Raw genomic sequence first — 15,176 nt, forward strand, 5'->3', positions numbered from 1 at the left:
GGTCTTCTTTTGTTAAAAATCTAACGAAAGAAGGCGGAGCGCCCCGGCTGAGCCCCCATGGGAGGCGGAGATCTGAGGAAAAAACGGCGGACCTCAGATCACCGTCTTGCTTGCATGTCCTGTCTAGGTGGTCCGGCCCTGCTGCTCCGGGACATCGCGCACGGTGGCTGCCGGGCAGCGCAGTCGGAACAGGGCTTCCATGATTGTTCCAAGTAAATAAAATTAGGAGGACGAAAAAATGGATTTTCATCTGTCGAAAGAGCAAGAGATGATCCGCAAGATGTACCGCGAATTCGCGGAAACTGAGGTCAAGCCCCTCGCCGAGGAGTTGGACGAGGAGGAGCGCTTCCCCATGGAGACCGTGGAGAAGATGGCCAAGCTGGGCATGATGGGCATCTACTTCCCCAAGCAGTATGGCGGCGCCGGCGGCGATGTGCTGTCCTATGCCATGTGTGTGGAGGAGTTGGCCAAGGTGTGCGGCACCACCGCCGTCATCGTGTCCGCCCACACCTCCCTGTGCTGCGCCCCCATCTTTGAGCACGGCACCGAGGAGCAGAAGATGAAGTATCTGCCTGACCTGCTCTCCGGCAAGAAGATCGGTGCCTTCGGCCTGACTGAGCCCAATGCCGGCACCGACGCCTCCGGCCAGCAGACCATGGCCGTGCTGGAGGGCGACCACTACGTCCTGAACGGCTCCAAGTGCTTCATCACCAACGGCAACGTGGCCGATACCTTCGTGGTCTTTGCCATGACCGACAAGAGCAAGGGCAACCACGGCATCTCCGCTTTCATCGTGGAGAAGGATTTCCCCGGCTTCTCCACCGGCAAGCACGAGAAGAAGATGGGCATCCGCGGCTCCTCCACCTGCGACCTGATCTTTGAGGACTGCATCGTTCCCAAGGAGAACCTTCTGGGCAAGGAGGGCCAGGGCTTTAAGATCGCCATGATGACCCTGGACGGCGGCCGCATCGGCATCGCTGCGCAGGCCCTTGGCCTGGGCGAGGGCGCCGTGGATGAGGCCGTCAAGTACACCAAGGAGCGCGTCCAGTTCGGCCGCCGCATCTCCCAGTTCCAGAACACCCAGTTCCAGCTGGCTGACATGCACACCCGCATGCAGGCCGCCCAGTATCTGGTCTACTCCGCTGCCATGAAGAAGCAGAACCACGAGCCCTACTCCATGGACGCAGCCATGGCCAAGCTGTTCGCCGCCGAGGCTGCCAGCGATGTGACCCGCCGCGCCGTCCAGCTGTTCGGCGGCTACGGCTACACCCGTGAGTACCCCGTGGAGCGCATGATGCGCGATGCCAAGATCACCGAGATCTATGAGGGCACTTCCGAGGTCCAGCGGATGGTCATTGCCAATCACCTGGGCGTGAAATAAGATAGGAGGCAGTTTCGAAATGAAAATCATTGTTTGTGTCAAGCAGGTCCCCGACACCTCCGGTAAGGTGGCGGTCAATCCCGATGGTACCCTGAATCGTGCCTCCATGGCCACCATCACCAACCCCGACGACCTGAACGCCGTTGAGGCCGCTCTGGCTCTGAAGGATCAGACCGGCGCTGAAGTGGTCGTGATCTCCATGGGCCCCCCTCCCGCAGAGGGCATGCTGCGTGAGATCCTGGCCCGCGGCGCTGACCGCGCGGTACTGGTCTCCGCCCGCGAGTTCGGCGGTTCCGATACCTACGCCACCTCCCAGATCCTGGCCGCTGCCATCAAGAAGATCGGCCTGGAGGACGACGACGTGGTCTTCTGCGGCCGTCAGGCCATCGACGGCGACACCGCTCAGGTCGGTCCCCAGATTGCCGAGAAGCTGGGCATCCCCCAGGTCTCCTACGCCGCCGACATCCAGAAGGAGGGCGAGACCCTCACCATCAAGCGGATGCTGGAGGACGGCTACATGACCATCAAGGTCAACACCCCCTGCCTGATCACCTGCATCAAGGAGCTGAACACCCCCCGCTACATGAGCGTGCCCGGCATCTTTGAGTGCTACAGCAAGCCCTATGAGGTCTTTGGCTATGAGACCCTGAAGGATGATCCCCTCATCGACCCCACCACCATCGGCCTGAAGGGCTCCCCCACGAACATCTTCAAGTCCTTCACTCCTCCCCAGAAGGGTGCCGGCATGATGCTGGAAGGCGCCGACAAGGCCACCTGCGATAAGCTGGCCGGCATTCTGGCCACCAAGCATATCATCTGATAGAAGGGAGAATGAAGAATATGTCTACTTTTAATAGTGCTGATATCGCTGCCTTCACCGGCGGCGTATGGGTCTTCTGCGAGCAGCGCCAGGGCAAGATGATGTCCACCTCCTACGAGCTGATCTCCGAGGGCCGCAAGCTGGCCGACGAGCGCGGCACCAAGCTGTACGGTCTGCTGCTGGGCGACGGCATCGAGGGCATCGCCAAGGAGCTGGGCGGCTACGGCGCTGACGGCGTGTATGTCTGTGACCACCCCCTGCTGAAGGAGTACACCACCGACGCCTACACCAAGGTCATCTGCGACGTGGTGGAGGAGTTCAAGCCCGAGGTGCTGCTGATCGGCGCCACCAACATCGGCCGTGACCTGGGTCCCCGCTGCGCGGCCCGCCTGCACACCGGCCTGACCGCCGACTGCACCCACCTGGACATCGACATGGACACCTATGTGGACTTCCTGCGCAACAGCTCCACCTTGGACGTGGACAAAATCAAGTTTGACATGGAAGACACCAACCTGAAGATGACCCGTCCCGCTTTCGGCGGTCATCTGATGGCGACCATCATCTGCCCCCGCTTCCGTCCCTGCATGGCTACCGTCCGTCCCGGCGTAATGAAGAAGGCCGCTTTCGACCAGGCCAAGGCTGACGCCTGCGAGATCATTAAGCCCAGCTTTGCCCTGTCCGCCGACGACCTGGACACCCAGGTGGTGGAGGTGGTCAAGGCCGCCAAGAAGCTGGTGGACCTGATCGGTGCCGACGTGGTCGTCTCCGTGGGCCGCGGCATCAGCAAGGATGTGGAGGGCGGCATCAAGCTGGCCGAGGAGCTGGCCGAGGTCCTCGGCGGCGTCGTGGGTGCCTCCCGTGCTGTTGTAGACTCCGGCTGGATGTCTGCTGACCACCAGGTCGGCCAGACCGGCAAGACCGTGCACCCCAAGATCTATGTTGCTCTGGGCATCTCCGGCGCCATCCAGCACAAGGCCGGCATGCAGGATTCCGAGTGCATCATTGCCGTCAATAAGAACGACACCGCCCCCATTTTCGAGGTCGCGGACTACGGCATCTGCGGCGACCTGTTCAAGGTCACTCCCCTGCTCATCGATGCCATCAAGGCTGCCAAGGCTGCGAAGTAATATCTTTTCTGACCGTTCTGCGGGCTGCTCTCTAAAGAGAGCAGCCCGCTTTTTCGATTTCGCCTTATTTTTTTGCATGTTTCGTTTTTTCTTCCGTCATTTTGCACAGCTTTGGGAGACGCCATAGATTTCAAAGAAATTTCCGTTCCAAATGTAACATACTTTATATTCTTTCTCTCCTCTCCCTGTTCCATGACGGCAAATTTGCAGTTTTTCCGCAAAGTGCAGGGCTTTTTTTGAAAAATTTTTTCTTTTTCTTCCTTTTTTTCGCCCCATCACCATTTGAAGCCATCCCATCCGCTCCCCGCCTTGTGTATTTTCCCCATTGACAGTTGTCCTTCCTGCCAATATAATGGGCTCCAAACCTGAAAATTCCCTTATTTTATTCAGGTCTGCGGGCCGCTCCAGACCCGCCTCTGTTTCCATTTGACAGGAGGTTATGAAGATGAAAAAGTTTCTTGCCATGGCCCTGACCGGCGCGATGTGTGTCGGCCTGCTGGCCGGCTGCTCCAACGGCTCTTCCGGCACCACCAGCGCCCCTTCCGGCGGCTCCTCCGCTTCCAGCCCGGCTTCCAGCACCGCCGGTGCGGATGGTGCAATCAAGATCGGCGGCATCGGCCCCCTGACTGGCTCCGCCGCCACCTATGGCATCGCCACCAAGCAGGGGGCTGAGATCGCGGTGGACGAGATCAACGCCCTGGGCGGTATCCAGCTCTCCCTGGAGTTTCAGGATGACGAGGGTGACGCTGAGAAGGCCATCAACGCCTACAACGCCCTGAAGGGCAACGGCATGCAGATCGTCTATGGCTGCACCACCACCACTCCCTGCGTCTCCGTGGCTGCTGAGACCTTCAACGAGCGCTACTTTCAGCTGACTCCCTCCGCTTCCTCCACCGACGTCACTGCCGGCAAGGATAACGTCTTCCAGATGTGCTTCACTGACCCCGACCAGGGCGTCACCGCTGCCAACTATGTGGCGGAAAATGGCCTGGCTACCAAGGTGGCTGTGATCTACAACAACGGCGACGCCTACTCCACCGGCATCGCCCAGGGCTTCATCTCCCAGGCCGCCGAGGTGGGCCTGGAGGTCGTGGCTGAGCAGACCTTCCCCGATGACACCAACACCGACTTCACCGTGCAGCTGAACGCCGCCAAGGACGGGGGCGCTGAGCTGGTGTTCATGCCCATTTACTACACCCCCGCTTCCCTGATCCTGAATCAGGCCAAGAGCATGGGTTATGAGCCGACTTTCATGGGCGGCGACGGCATGGACGGCATCCTGGCCATCGAGGGCTTCGACACCTCCCTGGCGGAGGGCCTGCTGCTGATGACCCCCTTCAACGCCTCCGCCACTGACGAGCGCACTGCCAGCTTCGTCTCCGAGTACCAGACGCGCTACAATGAGATCCCCAACCAGTTCGCCGCTGACGGCTATGACTGCATCTACGCCATCTACGAGGCCTGCCAGAAGGCCGGTGTCACCGCCGACATGAGCCACGAGGATATCTGCGCCGCCCTGATCTCCACCTTCACCTCCTCCGACTTCAGCGTAGACGGACTCACTGGCTCCGGTATGACCTGGGCCGCCACCGGTGAGATCTCCAAGGCTCCCCTGGTCTTCGAGGTGCAGGACGGCGTCTACGTCGCCCGCTGATTTTCCGAACTCCCCTTTTTCCCGGGAAATCCATGGAACGGGCTGCCGGGGTCCCCTCGGCAGCCCGTGTCCCTTATTCTTGCACGCATGGCGAAAACGTCTGCGGCAGACGTTGCCGCAGAGGTTTTCGCCATGCTGTCCAGTTTTTCGCGCGCATCTGCGCAGCAAAAGAAAAAGAGGTGACTGGTCTTGAGTATTCTCAACAATCTCATCAACGGCATCAGTCTGGGCAGCGTGTACGCCATCATTGCCCTGGGCTATACGATGGTCTACGGTATTGCCAAAATGTTGAACTTTGCCCACGGAGACGTCATTATGGTGGGGGCATATATCTGTTTTTTCACCATGAGCGGCCTGTCCGGCAGCTTTGAGGAGGGCTCTCTGGCCGGCGCCGTGGTCCCTGCTCTGGCCGGCGTGCTGCTGGCCATGGTAGTGTGCACCATCCTGGGCATGGTCATCGAACGGCTGGCCTATAAGCCGCTGCGCCAGGCGCCCTCCCTGGCCGTGCTCATCACCGCTATCGGCGTGAGCTATTTCCTCCAGAACAGCGCGCTGCTGCTCTGGACCTCCAATCCCAAGTCCTTCTCCTCCGTAGTGGGCACCGGCTCTATCAAACTGCTGGACGGCCAGCTCACCATCACCCACGTGGCCCTGGTGACGGTGGCCGCCTGCATCGTCATTATGCTGGGGCTCACCTGGTTCACCGGACATACCCGCATGGGCAAGGCCATGCGGGCCTGTTCGGAAGACAAGGCGGCTGCCCAGCTCATGGGTATCAACGTGAACAGCACCATCTCCATGACCTTTGCCATCGGCTCCGCCCTGGCAGCCATCGCCGGTGTGCTGCTCTGCTCCACCTACCCCTCCCTCATGCCCACCACCGGCGCCCTGCCCGGCATCAAGGCCTTTACCGCCGCCGTCTTCGGCGGCATCGGCTCCATCCCTGGGGCCATGCTGGGCGGCATCCTGCTGGGCATCATCGAGATCTTTGCCAAGGCCTTCAACACCAACATCTCCGACGCGGTGGTCTTTGCCGTCCTGATCGTGGTGCTGCTGGTCAAGCCCTCCGGACTGCTGGGCAAGTATGTGCCCGAGAAAGTGTGAGGTGACCGATATGAAAACACGTTCCCTCCGCCGCAAGCGCCTTTTCGGCAATCTCCTCACCTACTGTATCGTTGCTGCCGCCTTTGTGATCCTTCAGCTTCTCAATGCCGGCGGGATGCTCTCCCCCTCCCTTCAGGGGCAGTTGGTCCCCATCTGTGCCTATGTCACCATGGCTGTGGCACTGAACCTGGTGGTGGGCATCTCCGGCGAGCTGAGCCTGGGCCACGCCGGCTTTATGAGCGTGGGTGCTTTCTCCGGCGTGGTGGCCTCCATCTCCCTCCAGGAGCTGATCCCCATGGGCCCCCTGCGCCTGCTGGTCTCCATGCTCATCGGCGCCTTCTTTGCCGGCATCGCCGGCGTCATCGTGGGCGTCCCCGTCCTGCGCCTGCGGGGCGACTATCTGGCCATCGTCACCCTGGCTTTCGGCGAGATCATCAAGAACATTATCAACATCCTCTATGTGGGCGTAGACGAGAACGGCCTCCACTTCTCCACCTCCAGTGAGGCGGCCCTCAACCTGTCTGAGACCGGCAAGGCCATCCTGAAGGGACCCATGGGAGTCACGGCCAACGTGAAGCTCTCCTCCTTCACCGCAGGCTTTCTGCTGGTGATGGTAGCCCTCATCGTGGTCCTCAACCTGGTGAACAGCCGTTCCGGCCGGGCCATCATGGCCCTGCGGGACAACCGCATCGCCGCCGAGAGCGTGGGCATCAGCGCCACCAAATACAAGCTGATGGCCTTTGTCACCTCCGCCGTGCTGGCTGGAGCCGCCGGCGCCCTCTATGCCATGAACTACTCCTCCATCGCCGCCAAGAAGTTTGACTTCAATACCTCTATCCTGATCCTGGTCTACGTGGTGCTGGGTGGACTGGGCAACATCCGGGGCTCGGTCATTGCTGCCGCCCTGCTCTATGTCCTGCCCGAGCTACTGCGTGATTTCTATGACTACCGGATGCTGATCTACGCCATCGTGCTCATCCTGGTCATGCTGGCCACCAACAACGAGCGCTCCAAGGAGTTTTTCTCCTCCCTGCGCCGGAAGATATTGGGCCGCGGCACCGAGAAAGGAGGCGCTCAGAATGGCTAAGGAATTTAAGAAAGGCAAGATGGTCCCCGTCCCCAGCCACTCCATCGTTCCTGAGCGGGATGTGAACAAGCTCCCCGTTCTGGAGTGCCAGCACCTGGGCATCGACTTCGGCGGCCTGACCGCTGTCAATGAGTTCAACCTCACCATCGGCCGCACAGAGATTGCCGGCCTTATCGGCCCCAACGGCGCGGGCAAGACCACGGTGTTCAACCTGCTCACCAAGGTGTATCAGCCCACCCGGGGCACCATCCTGCTCAATGGCAAGGACACCCACGGCATGAGCACTGCCCAAGTCAACCGGGCCGGCATCGCCCGCACCTTCCAGAACATCCGCCTGTTTTCCAACCTGAGTGTGGAGGACAACGTGAAGATCGGCCTGCACAACCAGATCCGCTACCCCATGTGGGACGGCGTGCTCCGCCTCCCCAAGTTCTGGAAGCAGGAGAAGCTGGCCCGAGAGAGCGCTATGGAGCTGCTCTCCATCTTCGACATGCAGGACCTGGCCCACCACCAGGCCGGCTCCCTGCCTTACGGCGCACAGCGCCGCCTGGAGATCGTCCGGGCCCTGGCCACCAACCCCTCCCTGCTTCTGCTGGACGAGCCCGCCGCCGGCATGAACCCCTCCGAGACCGCCGAGCTGATGGAGAACATCGTCAAGATCCGGGACACCTTCCAGATCGCCGTTATGCTCATCGAGCACGACATGAACCTGGTCATGGGCATCTGCGAGGGCATCTGTGTCCTCAACTTCGGACAGATCATCGCCAAGGGCACCGCGGAGGACATCCAGGCCAATCCAAAGGTCATCGAGGCCTATCTGGGCAGTCAGAAAAAGAAAGGAGGGGCCTGATATGGACGCCATGCTGAAGGTAGAGGGCATCAACGTCTATTACGGCGCCATCCATGCCATCAAAGACGTCTCCTTTCAGGTAAATGAGGGGGAGGTAGTCACCCTCATCGGCGCCAACGGTGCCGGAAAGTCCACCATCCTGAAGACCATCGCAGGTCTGCTCACCTCCCATACCGGCTCCATCGAGTTCCTGGGCCAGCGCCTGGGGGGCACCCCGGCCCATAAGATCATCACCAAGGGCCTGGCTCTGGTGCCGGAGGGCCGGCAGATCTTCCTCCAGATGTCTGTGGAGGAAAACCTGGAGATGGGAGCCTTCACCCGCCCCTCTTCTGAGTTTGATGACGGCATCGCGGATGTGTACCAGCGCTTCCCCCGGCTGAAGGAGCGCCGCCGACAGGTGGCGGGCACCCTGTCCGGCGGCGAACAGCAGATGCTGGCCATGGGCCGCGCCCTGATGTCCAAGCCCCGCCTGCTGATGCTGGACGAGCCCTCCATGGGTCTGGCCCCCATCCTGGTGGAGCAGATCTTCGACATCATCCAGGAGCTGAACCAGCACGGCACCACTATCCTCCTGGTGGAGCAGAATGCCCAGATGGCCCTGTCTGTGGCCCACCGGGGCTATGTGCTGGAGACAGGCAAGATCGTCACCACCGGCTCCGGCGAGGAGCTGCTGGAGGACGAGGCAGTGAAAAAAGCCTATCTGGGCGGCTGACCGTCCCCTCTTCGCTTTCCGTCCGCGGCAAACGCGGACGGAATTTTTTATGCCGCGCCCTTTTTCATAAAATAACACACCAAAATGCAATATCCTGTCCTTGACCTCGTTTTTCTTTCGTGATAGGATCAAAGCACCAGATACATGCATCTCTTTGACTGGACCACAGCCTTCCATAGGGGATCAGCATCTCAAATCAGGAAAGGAAGGAGAAAAAACATGAAGCTCTTCCGCAAGCTTGCCGCACTGTCTCTGACCGCCGCGCTCTCTGCCGGCATGGTGCTCCCCGCCAGCGCCGCCTCAGCTCCCTCTGTGCAGGTAGATGGAGGCACGGTGGATACCTCCGCCTACATCAACGCAGACTCCCGCACCATGGTCCCTGTCACCATCGCAGAGGCGCTGGGCCTAGACTGCACAGCTGACGGCGACAGCGCTGCCTTCTCGCTGTGCGGCCGTTCTCAGACCTATAGCGCCGGTACCGCGGCAGGGGATACCACAGCTGCCCTTCAGAACGGCCAGCTCTATATCCCCCTCTACCATCTGGCTCAGACTTTCGGGTACCAAGTGAGCTGGGACGGGGCCGCCCGCACCGCATCGCTGGACCGCCAAGCTTATCCTGCCCTCTCGGTGGACACAGAAAACCGCGCCTCCTTTGCTGCCGGTGAGACCGCTCTCCAGTCCGGTTTTGACTGGTACACTTGGACATTCCAGATCGACCCCGCCATAGACACCGTGGGCACCGCCGGCGATGGCCTGGGCCTGCTCCGTTTCCGCCTGTACGTCCCGGAACATATTCAGGAGGGAGAGGACTACCCTCTCGTGGCTACCCTGGGCGGGCTGGGCAGCACCAATTCCTTCGCCAACAATGGCTACGCTTCCCGCGGCTCCGCCTTTGCCTCCGACGCATTTCAGGCAGAGCACCCCTGTTATGTCCTGAATATCACCGTCCCCTATGAGGCCTGCGTCAACTATGAGGCGGAGCTGGCCTATATCTATCAGTTCGGTGAGATCATCCGGACCATTGCGGAAAGCTACGGCAATGTGGACATGGATCGAATCTACGCTACCGGCCACTCGCAAGGCGCAGGCTGGAGCTATGAGCTGGCCTCCGTCCAGCCCGAGCTGCTGGCTGCCATTCTCATCAACGCCGGCACTACCGTCCACACCACCTGGGGAAATCAGTGCGACATGCAGGCCATTGCGGATTCTGGCGTCAATGTCTACATCTGGCACGGCTATGAGGACCCCTACATCCCGGTGAACGAGGCCTACCGCGCCTTCAATACCCTGACCAGTCTGGGCATGACCAATCTTGTCCTGGAGATCCAGCAGGGAGGCCACTGCAAATCGGACATGTTCTCTGATTCGGTCCCTACCTCCTACATGGAGTGGCTCTTCGATCAGGTCAAAGGCGTCCCCTGCACCGCCTCCCCCACTGTCACCACAGAGGGGACTCCTGCGGACTATGACTGGGCCGGCGTTCAGGTCCTTTCCTCTGTGGAGGGCTGGGCTGAGGCCAATCCCTATTCCTCCTGGACCGAGCCCGCCGACAACGCCACCTGGGACCAGGTGATGGCCGGTGCCAACGCTCTGGTCCAGGGAGAGGGCGGCACTGGGAAGACCTGGCTGAGCAAGGTCCGTATCGGGGACGAGACCGCCACCTCCTATGATGATGCCACACAGGACACCCCTGTTGTCACCATTCAGGCGGGTGACTCCGTCGCTGTTACTGTCCAAGGCTACACCGGCGGCTATGGCGATGACTGGGACGCCTTTGATCAGGAGTGGGATGTGGAGTGGGCTGTTTTGGAGGGAAGCGTCACTGACATCCAGCTGACACACGAAGCCAGCGAGACACCTCTCCTCCGCCCCGCCACCGTCTCCCTGGCCAATGGCGGCGGCCCCAATGTAAACAACTCCCTTTATAATGAAAATACCCTGGACGGAAACCAGGTCTACATCAAGATCGACACTGCCCAGGACTTTCAGGGCGATTCCCTGAAGGTGGCGCTGCGGTTTGTCCGCGATCTGGGCCAGGGGGAATACGCCTCCTACTGGCATGTGATCCAGTACCAGGTCCAGTAAATCGCTTCGCCGGTCCTCCTGACCACTGGCCCGGCAGGCAGCAAAAAGAGAGGCGCCGAGCGCCTCTCTTTTTGCTGCCTTTTTTCTGGGGGTCCCACTCACCCCAGCTTTTGGAGCATCTGGACCGACATGACCAGGGCGGCCTGGGCCTGGATATCCGCCTGGGGATCGAACCGGTCCCCGCCTACGCCGGTGATGATCCCGTTCTTCTCCATAAAATAGACGCTGTTCTTCGCCCAGTCAGAGATCTCGCCGTCGTCCGCGAACTCCTTGGCCCCCACCGAGCTGATGACAGTATCCAGCTTATGGTAGATACCGGCCAGCATATTCGACGCCTGCTGCTCCGTGAGGTTGGAGTCATCGTTCAGGTCGTTGTCCCTGCCGTACAGCGCCACCCACAGCAGGAATGCCTTTCTGTTGTCCTCGTTCCGATACTGGTACACCGCAGTCAGCATCACCGCCGCCTGTTCTCGGGTCACCGGCTCCTCGCCGCCGAAAGTGTCCTCCGTCAGCCCCGTCACGAACCCCAGCCCATAGGCCTTCAGCACCTCCGGGTCCTGGGTGTCCCGGAAGGGATTCTGCTTCGGCACCTCCGCCAGCTTCCCGCTCATAGCCTCATACAGCTTCACGGTCAGGGCAGCAAATTCCGCCCGTGTCATCTCCGCCCTCAGGTCCTGTCCCTCCAGGCACTCCGGCATCAGCTCCAGTCGGATGGCGGACTCCACCCGCTCCACCGCCCACTCATCCACGGTCTCGCCTGTAAATACCGACGCCGCGGAGACTGGCGCGGCCGTCAAAGCGGCCGCCAGGGCCCCGCTCAGCAGTGCGGACAACCATTTTCTTTTCATCAGGTCCACTTCCTTCTTCTTGTCGCGCGCCCCGCCGGGGCGGCCCGTTCCCTTCTCCCTCTTATCCTTGATTTGATTCTACACGCTTTTTTTCAAAAGCGCAATCCTCTTTTCTCGTCTGAAAATGTTGGAAGCCCTTTCCGCCCGTCAGCGGCGTTCTTTCTGCCTCCCGGCGGTCAGGAAAGAGAACTTCGTCTCAGAGCACACCACCGCCACAAAGATGCAGGCAAAGCCCACCGCCATGGGGAGAGTGACCAGATCCCCGTAGAAGAGGACCGAGCTGATGACGCCGAACACCGATTCCAGGGAGAGGATCACCGACGCGGAGGCCGGGTCCGACCACACCTGCCCCACGTTTTGGAAGAGCAGGGCCACAGTGGTGGCCATAACGCACAGGTAGGCCATAGGCAGGCAGACCGCCGGGTCCAGGAACGCCTGAGCGGGGAAGTTCTCGAACAGCGCTCCCCCTGCCCAGGCATACAGCGCCGCAAAGGCAAACTGGAATACGGTGAGCAGGTAGATGTCCTTCTCCGGGGACACTTTGGCCACTGCCACGATGTGGGCAGCGTAAAAGAAAGCGCAGATCAGGGTGAGCACGTCCCCTGCGTTGACAGACAGGTCCCCGTCCAGAGAGACCAGTCCCACTCCGGTGACACAGAGCAGGGCGGCCAGGATGTTGTACCGGTCCGGGCGCCGCCGGGCGGCTGCCCAGTAGAGAAAAGGGACGATCACGCAGTACACCGCCGTCAAAAATGCATTTTTGGAGGGTGTGGTCCGGTCCAGTCCAAAAGTCTGGACCGAATAGGCCAGGAACAGGAAAGCCCCTATCACCGCCCCACGCCATAGATAGTCCCGGGTAAAGCCCGCCCACTTCTTCCAGCAGACCGCCGCCAGCAGGACCGCGCCCGCAGTAAAGCGGATTGCCAGCAGGTAGAACACCGGGATCACGTCCAGGGCGTTCTTCATTACAAAGAAGGAGGTGCCCCAGATGATGGCTGCCGCGAACAGCATGGGCTTGGCCAGTTTTTTCATCACATGCGGAGACATGGCTTCACTTCCCATCTTGAACTAGTCTCCCCCGGCGTGGTATGATAGGAAAGAAGCATGCCGGGCCGGTCTGTCAAAAACGGAGCTATTATACCAGAAAACCGTCCCGGCCGCAACCCGGGGGCTGGCCCCGCCCCAGGCAGGAGGCCCCCATCCTGCACGGAGGTCCCGCCATGTACTTTTTTGATCTGGACGGCACCCTGCTGGACTCCAACGGGATCTGGCTGGACATCGACATTGAATTTCTGGGCCGGCGGGGCATCTCGCCGGTGCCTGAGGACTACACCGACTACGTCACCCACCACAGCGCTCCCGACGCGGCCCGGTACACCAGGGAGCGCTTCTCCCTCCCGGAGACGCCGGAGGAGATCATGGAGGGCTGGATGTCCATGGCCCGCTCCGCCTATGCTCACACTCTGCCCCTGAAGCCCGGCGTGCCCGCCTTTCTGGACGCCTGCCGCCGCCGGGGGACACGGATGGCGGTGCTCACCTCCTGCATGCCTCCCCTGTGCCGCGCCGCCCTGGAGCACCACCGCCTTCTGGACTGCTTTGAGGCCGTCTACACCACCGCTGAGCTGGGAATAGAAAAGCGGGACCCGGCTCTCTACTGTCTGGCGGCGGAACGGTCGGGCGTCCCTCCCCAGTCCTGCCTCCTCTTCGAAGATTCTCCCAGCTACTGTGCTGCGGCCAGGCAGGCTGGCTTCACTGTGGTAGGGGTCTTTGACCCCCTTTTTGCCCCCCGCTGGGGGGAGATGGAGGCCCTGTGCCACCATCGCCTGGAACGATTTGCGGATGCCTCTCCCACCCTCTGGCAGATTCCATAATTTTGCTCTTTCCTGCCCCTGAAAATGTGTTAATGTTTTGTTAAGATGTTTCTTGACTTTTGCCCGATTCCGCACTATATATATAGTTCGGAATCGGGCACTTTCTGTTTTAGACAAAGAAAGACCCTTATTTTTGTGAAAATGCCCGAGGCCGCTCCCTCTTTCTGATCACATCTGCTCCGGTCTTTCGGAGCCTGAGGAGGCCCCTCTCATGATCCAAAGAAATTTCTGGCGCAATGTGCTCCCCTCCGTCATCGCCTTTGCCTTCTCCGGCGTCTACTCCATCGTGGACGGGATGTTCGTGGGCCAGGGCGTGGGCGATGCCGGGCTGGCCGCCATCAATGTGGCCTGGCCGGTCACCGCCCTGGTCCAGGCCCTAGGCACCGGGCTGGGCATGGCCGCCGCCGTGGTGCTGTCCGTGTGCATCGGCCGCCGGGACGCCGCGGAGGAGCACCGCGCCCTGGGCTCCACTGCCGTGCTGCTCCTGCTGGCCGGCGTGCTGTCTACCGCCCTGCTCGCCCTGCTCTACCGCCCCCTGCTCCCTCTGCTGGGCGCGGAGGGCTCCGTCCTGGCCTATGCTGACAGCTACACCCGGGTCATCGTGCTGGGCTCGCTCTTCCAGGTGCTGGGCACCGGGCTGGTCCCCCTGCTGCGCACCTATGATGGGGCGGACGCCGCCATGTGCTCCATGACCGCCGGCTTCCTCACCAATGTGGTGCTGGATGCTCTGTTCATCTCCGTCTTCCGCTGGGGCACCGCCGGGGCCGCCGCTGCCACCGTCATCGCCCAGGGGGTGTCCGCCGCCCTGGGGCTGGTCTATCTGTTCCGGGTGAAGCGGGTGTTCCGGGGGGTGAGCTTCCGTCTGAACCGGAGGACCGTTCTCCGCCTGCTTGCCACCTCCCTGTCCCCCTTCGGCCTGACCATGCTGAACACGGTCACGCTGGTGGTCATCAACCGGGGAGCGCTGGCCTACGGCGGCTCCCTGGCGGTGGCCTGCTATGCGGTCATGAGCTACGCCATCTGCATGGTCCACTTCATCATCCAGGGCATCGGGGACGGGGCGCAGCCCCTTCTCAGCCGGTATTACGGCGCCGGAGAACAGGAGGCGCTGGCTCAGGTCCGTACACTGACCTTCCGTTCCGCCCCCGCCGCCGCCCTGCTCTGCGGCATCGCCCTCTTTCTGGGGCGGTCCGCCATCCCCCACCTGTTCGGGGCATCCAATGCCGCTACCCGGCTGTTCCAGGTGATCCTGCCCCTGTTCCTGCTCTATCTCCCGTTCATGTCGGTAGTGCGCATCCTGACCTCCTACTTCTGCGCCACCGAGCAGATCACCCGGGCCGACCTGCTGATCTACGGCCAGCCCGTCGTGCTGGTGGCCCTCTCCCTGATCCTGCCCCGCACTGGGCTGGGGCTGTCCGGGGTCTGGCTGTCCGTCCCCCTGACCCAGATCCTGCTGGCCGGCGCCGGGGTGCTGCTGCTGCACACCGCTCACGCCGGGACGAAGCCCATCCCCGCCGCCGCGCCCCAGCAGGCCGTCCCCTCCGTCTCTCTGTCTGTGTGACATGGATGCCCACAGGCCCTTATCCAAAAAACGGCTGCGGGGGGGGGGGGGGGGGGGGGGGGGGGGGGGGGGG

At 61.5% G+C, this 15,176-nt stretch carries 14 protein-coding genes; 11 read left to right on the forward strand and 3 right to left on the reverse strand.

Translation table 11 applies throughout. The features are described 5' to 3' along the window. Positions 1-238 precede the first annotated feature (238 nt). Genes NE584_RS09850 through acrA form a run of 3 tightly spaced genes read left to right on the forward strand, consistent with a single transcriptional unit; the run spans position 239 to position 3,331 of the window. A complete protein-coding gene (locus NE584_RS09850; protein WP_050625138.1) occupies positions 239-1,381 on the forward strand; it encodes an acyl-CoA dehydrogenase in 1,143 nt (380 codons plus the stop codon). 19 nt (positions 1,382-1,400) lie between these two features. After that, positions 1,401-2,201, forward strand: coding sequence for an acryloyl-CoA reductase electron transfer subunit gamma (gene acrB / locus NE584_RS09855; RefSeq protein ID WP_050625139.1), 801 nt, complete (start codon positions 1,401-1,403; stop codon positions 2,199-2,201). 20 nt (positions 2,202-2,221) lie between these two features. Next, positions 2,222-3,331, forward strand: coding sequence for an acryloyl-CoA reductase electron transfer subunit beta (acrA, locus tag NE584_RS09860; RefSeq protein WP_050625140.1), 1,110 nt, complete (start codon positions 2,222-2,224; stop codon positions 3,329-3,331). Between the two features lie 96 nt (positions 3,332-3,427). Here the strand turns inward: acrA and NE584_RS09865 are convergent, their stop codons facing one another. Next, positions 3,428-3,679 carry a hypothetical protein gene (locus NE584_RS09865; protein WP_133248247.1) on the reverse strand — a complete coding sequence of 84 codons (252 nt, stop codon included), beginning with the start codon at positions 3,677-3,679 and terminating at the stop codon, positions 3,428-3,430. Between the two features lie 97 nt (positions 3,680-3,776). Here NE584_RS09865 and NE584_RS09870 point away from each other — a divergent pair, with 97 nt between their 5' ends. The 6 genes from NE584_RS09870 (at position 3,777) to NE584_RS09895 (ending at position 10,823) form a co-directional block, all read left to right on the forward strand. Continuing rightward, the gene (locus NE584_RS09870; RefSeq protein WP_050625141.1) at positions 3,777-4,985 is read left to right on the forward strand and encodes an ABC transporter substrate-binding protein; all 1,209 of its coding nucleotides are present in this window, start codon (positions 3,777-3,779) and stop codon (positions 4,983-4,985) included. A 189-nt stretch (positions 4,986-5,174) separates the two neighbouring features. After that, positions 5,175-6,089 (forward strand): branched-chain amino acid ABC transporter permease, encoded by a 915-nt coding sequence (locus tag NE584_RS09875; protein ID WP_256182710.1) that lies wholly within the window; start codon positions 5,175-5,177, stop codon positions 6,087-6,089. A gap of 10 nt (positions 6,090-6,099) precedes the next feature. Further along, positions 6,100-7,176, forward strand: a complete 1,077-nt coding sequence (locus NE584_RS09880) for a branched-chain amino acid ABC transporter permease (RefSeq protein WP_108981485.1) — start codon at positions 6,100-6,102, stop codon at positions 7,174-7,176. Beyond that, on the forward strand, positions 7,169-8,026 hold the full coding sequence (locus NE584_RS09885; RefSeq protein WP_050625144.1) for an ABC transporter ATP-binding protein: 858 nt from the start codon (positions 7,169-7,171) through the stop codon (positions 8,024-8,026). The genes NE584_RS09880 and NE584_RS09885 overlap by 8 nt, the downstream gene beginning before the upstream one ends. Before the next feature lie 10 nt (positions 8,027-8,036). After that, on the forward strand, positions 8,037-8,738 hold the full coding sequence (locus NE584_RS09890; RefSeq protein ID WP_050625509.1) for an ABC transporter ATP-binding protein: 702 nt from the start codon (positions 8,037-8,039) through the stop codon (positions 8,736-8,738). A 219-nt stretch (positions 8,739-8,957) separates the two neighbouring features. Further along, positions 8,958-10,823: a stalk domain-containing protein gene (locus tag NE584_RS09895; protein WP_256182711.1), complete on the forward strand. Its 1,866-nt coding sequence runs from the start codon at positions 8,958-8,960 to the stop codon at positions 10,821-10,823. A gap of 98 nt (positions 10,824-10,921) precedes the next feature. Here NE584_RS09895 and NE584_RS09900 read toward each other — a convergent pair whose 3' ends face one another. Both NE584_RS09900 and NE584_RS09905 read right to left on the reverse strand, forming a co-directional pair. Beyond that, positions 10,922-11,671, reverse strand: coding sequence for an S-layer homology domain-containing protein (locus NE584_RS09900; RefSeq protein WP_256182712.1), 750 nt, complete (start codon positions 11,669-11,671; stop codon positions 10,922-10,924). A gap of 147 nt (positions 11,672-11,818) precedes the next feature. Next, positions 11,819-12,733, reverse strand: coding sequence for a DMT family transporter (locus NE584_RS09905; RefSeq protein WP_242850362.1), 915 nt, complete (start codon positions 12,731-12,733; stop codon positions 11,819-11,821). A 158-nt stretch (positions 12,734-12,891) separates the two neighbouring features. Here NE584_RS09905 and NE584_RS09910 point away from each other — a divergent pair, with 158 nt between their 5' ends. After that, positions 12,892-13,542 (forward strand): HAD family phosphatase, encoded by a 651-nt coding sequence (locus NE584_RS09910; RefSeq protein ID WP_050625148.1) that lies wholly within the window; start codon positions 12,892-12,894, stop codon positions 13,540-13,542. A gap of 211 nt (positions 13,543-13,753) precedes the next feature. Beyond that, positions 13,754-15,103 carry an MATE family efflux transporter gene (locus NE584_RS09915; protein ID WP_108979482.1) on the forward strand — a complete coding sequence of 450 codons (1,350 nt, stop codon included), beginning with the start codon at positions 13,754-13,756 and terminating at the stop codon, positions 15,101-15,103. The last annotated feature ends 73 nt before the right edge of the window (positions 15,104-15,176 follow it).

It is taken from the genome of Clostridium sp. DFI.5.61, from assembly GCF_024462915.1.
Taxonomy (GTDB): domain Bacteria; phylum Bacillota; class Clostridia; order Oscillospirales; family Oscillospiraceae; genus Lawsonibacter; species Lawsonibacter asaccharolyticus.

Bases quoted from the DNA above. Each gene is read 5' to 3' on its own strand.
- NE584_RS09850 (WP_050625138.1), top strand. From the start codon at position 239: ATGGATTTTCATCTGTCGAAAGAGCAAGAGATGATCCGCAAGATGTAC.
- acrB (WP_050625139.1), top strand. From the start codon at position 1,401: ATGAAAATCATTGTTTGTGTCAAGCAGGTCCCCGACACCTCCGGTAAG.
- acrA (WP_050625140.1), top strand. From the start codon at position 2,222: ATGTCTACTTTTAATAGTGCTGATATCGCTGCCTTCACCGGCGGCGTA.
- NE584_RS09870 (WP_050625141.1), top strand. From the start codon at position 3,777: ATGAAAAAGTTTCTTGCCATGGCCCTGACCGGCGCGATGTGTGTCGGC.
- NE584_RS09880 (WP_108981485.1), top strand. From the start codon at position 6,100: ATGAAAACACGTTCCCTCCGCCGCAAGCGCCTTTTCGGCAATCTCCTC.
- NE584_RS09885 (WP_050625144.1), top strand. From the start codon at position 7,169: ATGGCTAAGGAATTTAAGAAAGGCAAGATGGTCCCCGTCCCCAGCCAC.
- NE584_RS09890 (WP_050625509.1), top strand. From the start codon at position 8,037: ATGCTGAAGGTAGAGGGCATCAACGTCTATTACGGCGCCATCCATGCC.
- NE584_RS09895 (WP_256182711.1), top strand. From the start codon at position 8,958: ATGAAGCTCTTCCGCAAGCTTGCCGCACTGTCTCTGACCGCCGCGCTC.
- NE584_RS09900 (WP_256182712.1), bottom strand. From the start codon at position 11,671: ATGAAAAGAAAATGGTTGTCCGCACTGCTGAGCGGGGCCCTGGCGGCC.
- NE584_RS09905 (WP_242850362.1), bottom strand. From the start codon at position 12,733: ATGGGAAGTGAAGCCATGTCTCCGCATGTGATGAAAAAACTGGCCAAG.
- NE584_RS09910 (WP_050625148.1), top strand. From the start codon at position 12,892: ATGTACTTTTTTGATCTGGACGGCACCCTGCTGGACTCCAACGGGATC.
- NE584_RS09915 (WP_108979482.1), top strand. From the start codon at position 13,754: ATGATCCAAAGAAATTTCTGGCGCAATGTGCTCCCCTCCGTCATCGCC.